Below are 3658 nucleotides of genomic sequence, written 5' to 3' on the forward strand. Positions count from 1 at the left end.
GCGGTAGACGTCCCGCGGATCCAGGCTGTTGACGTTGTACGAGACGACGAGCTCCCCGGGGTGTTCGAACTCCGGGTGCTCGTGGGGGTTGTAGGCGATGACGTCCGCGTCGCGGTAGGTGCCGCGCGGCCCCGCCTCCGGCGCGGTGAACACCGTACGCGGCCGGGTGAACGGCCCGCTCGGGGAGCGCGACCAGGCGAGCTGCACCTCCGCGCTGAACGGCTGGTCCACGCGCTGGGCGCACAGCGCGTACCAGCCGCCGTGCCGTACGACGCTGAGCTCGTCCGAGGTGAGCAGCGCGGTGCCGTCGGGCCCGGACAGCCGGGCGGAGCGGGACTCGTCGCGGGACCACGCCCCCCGCGCGGTCCAGTACCACCAGGGGCGGCGCAGGTCCGTGCCGGTGACGCGGGCCAGGTGGAGGTGGTTGCCGGTGGGCGCCTTCTCGGTGCCGTACACATAGGTGTCGGCTCCGTGCCGGGCCAGCCACGCGCCCCACGCGACGCGGGCCGAGGACGGCAGGGGAGTGAACGACCGTGGCCGGGAAGGCGGTCCGGGCCCGAACCGGGCCAGCGCGTTGCCCCGCCAGGCCACGTCCAGCGGCCCGGTGCCCGTCTTCGCGTAGCGCGCGAGGACGACCGACACCCCGGCTCCGTCCGCGATGCCCGCCCGGGACCAGTACCAGCCGTCGGCCTCCGGGACCGATACGAGGGGAGCGGTGGTACGCGGTCCGCCCGCGGCCCACAGGACGGCGCTGTTGTGGACGAAGGGCGCGGCGGCCGGGCGGGAGCCGTCGGGCCGTACGGAGCCGAGGAAGGAGTCGGAGAACAGCCACAGTTCACCGGCCGCCGCGCGCACGGAGTACGTGCTGTCGCCGCCCGTCCAGTGCCGTGGCGCGCGGTCGTGGTCGGCGTAGTCGCCGAAGGACCTGTCGAGTTCGGCGGCGGGGCGCACCGCCACCACGCGGGGCGGGCTCGCCGCCGGGGGCCGGCCGGCGCAGACCGCGACCAGGAGGGCGAACAGCACGGCGAACGAGCGTGTTCTCTTCCAACTACTCGGTAGGGAAGCCCTCATGACGGTGACTCGGGCCGGGCGATGGGGTGCCGGGGCGGGGACTTCTCCACCATGGCGCGGGCCCGGGCCAGCAGGGCCCTGCCCGCGGGCCGCCCCGGGCCGTCCGCGCGCCAGGCGAGGGCGAGCCGGCCGCGCAGCGCGGGGCGCTCGATGGAGACCGGCCGCAGCGCGTCCGACCGCGTCTCGGCGATGTAGCGCGGCAGGATCGCCGCGCCCAGGCCGTGCGCGGCCAGTTCGGCGAGTGCCCACGGGTCGCCCGCCTCGAAGGCGATCCGCGGGGTGAAGCCCGCGGTCGCGCAGGCCTCGTCGAGCCGCGCGCGCAGGCCCGTGCCCCTCGGCAGGCTGATCAGGGCGTGGCCGCGCAGCGCGGTGAGAGGTACGGACCGGTGGCCGGCGAGTTCGTGCCCCGCGGTCACCGCGGCCACGATCGGCTGGTCGTCGACGACATGGACGGCGATCCCGGCGGGCGGGGTCTCGCCGATGCTGATGATCGCCGCGTCGAGGCCGCCCGTCCGCAGGCCCTCCACGAGCCGGTCCGTCGTGTCCTCGGTGAGGGTGATCTCCACCGCCGGGTGGGCGTCGTGGAACGCCGCCAGCAGGCCGGGCAGATCGACGCTGTGCGACGTCACCGTGCCCACGGCGACCCGGCCGCGGAGCAGCCCCGTCAGCTCGTCGACCGCGAGCCGGGCTCCTTCCGCGGCGGCCAGCGCGGCACGGGCGTACGGCAGGACGGCCTCGCCCGCCTCGGTGAGCCGCACCGAGCGGCCGGAGCGGTCCAGCAGCTCCTGCCCGAGCTCCCGTTCCAGCTTGCGTATCTGCGCGCTGACGCCGGGCTGGGCCACGTGCGCCCGCTCGGCGGCCCGGGTGAAGTTCCGTTCCTCGGCCACGGCCACGAAGTATGCGAGCTGACGGAGTTCCATAATCGTTGATTCTAGTTCTCAGACTCACCATCTCTTGGACTTCTGATCGGAATCGGCGGAAAGTAGACGGCGAGAGAACAGAGAGGGAACCCGCCATGACCGAGAACCGCGCGTACGCCACCACCCCCGAGGACATCACCCGGTTGTTCGTCGAGCGGGCCAACGCCGGTGACGCGGACGGAATGGCCGCGCTCTACGCGCCCGACGCCGTGCTCGCCTTCCCGCCGGACAACCCGACGGTCGGCCGGGACGCGATCCGCGCCGTGTGCGAGAAGCTGCTCGCGCACGCCACGGAGCCGTTCGTCCAGGAGACGCCGCTCCCGACGATCTACTACGGCGACGACCTCGCGCTCACCTCGACGCCGTCATCCGACAACACCGGAGGCCGGGTACAGGTCGTCCGCCGTCAGCCCGACGGCGGCTGGGTGCGGATCATCGACCGCCCCGAGACGCGGGCGGCCCGATGACCGTACTGATCGCCGGAGCGGGCATCGGCGGCCTCACCGCCGCGCTCAGCCTGCACGCCGCGGGCATCGACGTCACCGTGGCCGAGAGCGCCCGCGAGATCAGGCCGCTCGGCGTCGGCGTCAACCTGCTGCCGCACGCCGTGCGCGAGCTCACCGAGCTCGGCCTCGGCGACCGCCTCGCCGCGCTCGGCGTGGCCACCTCCGAGATCGTCTACTGCGACCGGTACGGCCGCAGGCTCTTCACCGAACCGCGCGGCATCGCCCAGGGCTACCGCTGGCCGCAGTACTCGGTCCACCGCGGCGAGCTCCAGCTGCTGCTCCTCGACGCGGTCAGGGAACGGCTGGGCTCGGGGGCCGTCTACACGGGCATGCGGCTGACAGGCTTCGAGCAACAGGCGGACGGCGTCCGGGCCCGCTTCCTCGACCGGTCGAACGGGAACCCGGAGGTGGCCGCCGCCGGCGTCCTCGTCGGGGCGGACGGGCTGCACTCCACCGTCCGCGCCCAGCTGCACCCGGACAGCGGGCCGCTGCTGTGGTCCGGCGTCCGGATGTGGCGCGGCACGGCGGAGGCCCCGCCCTTCCTCACCGGCAGCTCCATGATCATCGTCCGGGACGGGGACGTGGAGATGGTCGCCTACCCGATCGGCGGGAACCGGATCAACTGGGTGTGCCAGGTCCGGGTGACCGGTCCCCGCCCCCTGGCCGAGGAGGCGGGCTGGAACCGCACGGCCCGGGCGGCGGACGTCTGGCCGTACATCCAGGACTGGTCGCTCGGCTGGCTCGATGTGCCGCGCATGGTGATGGAGACCGAGAACATCCTGGTCTACCCCATGGTCGACCGTGAGCCCCTGACCCTGTGGCGCAGGGGCCGGGCCACCCTGCTGGGCGACGCGGCGCATCCGATGTACCCGGTGGGGGCCAACGGCGCGTCCCAGGCCGTCGTCGACGCCCGGGTCCTCGCCTACGAGCTCGCGACCTCGGGGGACGACGTGACGGGCGGCCTCGCCCGCTACGAGGCCGCCCGTCGGGACGCCACCGCGGCCGTCGTCCTGGCCAACCGGCGCATGAGCCTGGCCAGGGGGAACACGGAGCGGGAGCTGGCGGGGGTCACGGATGCCTACCGGCGTACTACGGGGAGTGACGTCGAGGTCTTGAACGGGCGGGCGTCGCTGACGCCTGCCTGATGCGAGGGGAAGGGGG

The 3658-nt window shown here is 74.1% G+C and carries 4 protein-coding genes; 2 read left to right on the forward strand and 2 right to left on the reverse strand.

The genetic code is table 11. The features are described from left to right. On the reverse strand, positions 1-1023 hold a 1023-nt coding region (locus K6I34_RS33600), incomplete at its 3' end, for a hypothetical protein (RefSeq protein ID WP_229331826.1). Between the two features lie 44 nt (positions 1024-1067). After that, positions 1068-1991 (reverse strand): LysR family transcriptional regulator, encoded by a 924-nt coding sequence (locus K6I34_RS33605; RefSeq protein WP_229331827.1) that lies wholly within the window; start codon positions 1989-1991, stop codon positions 1068-1070. A 95-nt stretch (positions 1992-2086) separates the two neighbouring features. Here K6I34_RS33605 and K6I34_RS33610 point away from each other — a divergent pair, with 95 nt between their 5' ends. Beyond that, entirely contained in the window at positions 2087-2458 is a 372-nt protein-coding gene (locus tag K6I34_RS33610; protein ID WP_229331828.1) for a nuclear transport factor 2 family protein, read from the forward strand. Beyond that, a complete protein-coding gene (locus K6I34_RS33615; RefSeq protein ID WP_229331829.1) occupies positions 2455-3642 on the forward strand; it encodes a flavin-dependent oxidoreductase in 1188 nt (395 codons plus the stop codon). Before K6I34_RS33610 ends, K6I34_RS33615 begins: the two co-directional genes overlap by 4 nt. The last annotated feature ends 16 nt before the right edge of the window (positions 3643-3658 follow it).

Origin of the sequence: Streptomyces sp. UNOC14_S4 (genome assembly GCF_020740835.1) — a bacterium.
In the GTDB taxonomy this organism is placed as follows: domain Bacteria; phylum Actinomycetota; class Actinomycetes; order Streptomycetales; family Streptomycetaceae; genus Streptomyces.

Bases quoted from the DNA above. Each gene is read 5' to 3' on its own strand.
- K6I34_RS33605 (WP_229331827.1), bottom strand. From the start codon at position 1,991: ATGGAACTCCGTCAGCTCGCATACTTCGTGGCCGTGGCCGAGGAACGG.
- K6I34_RS33610 (WP_229331828.1), top strand. From the start codon at position 2,087: ATGACCGAGAACCGCGCGTACGCCACCACCCCCGAGGACATCACCCGG.
- K6I34_RS33615 (WP_229331829.1), top strand. From the start codon at position 2,455: ATGACCGTACTGATCGCCGGAGCGGGCATCGGCGGCCTCACCGCCGCG.